The following is a 428-nucleotide window of genomic DNA, read 5'->3' on the forward strand; positions in this document are numbered from 1 at the left end:
ACCGGGGCCGGAGCCCGGTTCCTGCGACGCCTCGGCGGTGCGGCCGGTGCCGGTCCGCGTCGACCGTGGTCGCACGGCCGACACCTCGGACCACCCGGTGGGTGGCACGGGGGTGCGGCGGTGCAGGCCGTACCACCCGGCGAGCATGGCGACGCCCATGAGGAACCCCGCCCCCACCACGAGGCTCTCCCCGGAACCGCCGAAGGTGGGTGCGCTGAGCAGGACGACGACGACGAGGACCGCGGCCGTGATCCTGGAACCGGATGCCCGGCCCTTCCCGATCAGCGCCTCCCCCTTGGAGACCTCGTCTCCGGCGGAGCGCAGGAGCAGCCACAACAGTGCGTACAGGAACACCCCGGCCCCGCCCCAGAGAGCGGCGATGACGAAGGCGATGCGGAAGAGGACGGGGTCCACCCCGTAGCGGCGGA

At 73.6% G+C, this 428-nt stretch carries 1 protein-coding gene; it reads right to left on the bottom strand.

The genetic code is table 11. The annotated features are described in order from the left end of the window. A partial coding sequence (locus tag G6021_RS13685) for a PspC domain-containing protein (protein ID WP_241736561.1) occupies nt 1-428 on the bottom strand: 428 nt, incomplete at both ends.

The organism is Dietzia sp. CW19, assembly GCF_014145265.1.
Classification (GTDB): domain Bacteria; phylum Actinomycetota; class Actinomycetes; order Mycobacteriales; family Mycobacteriaceae; genus Dietzia; species Dietzia natronolimnaea.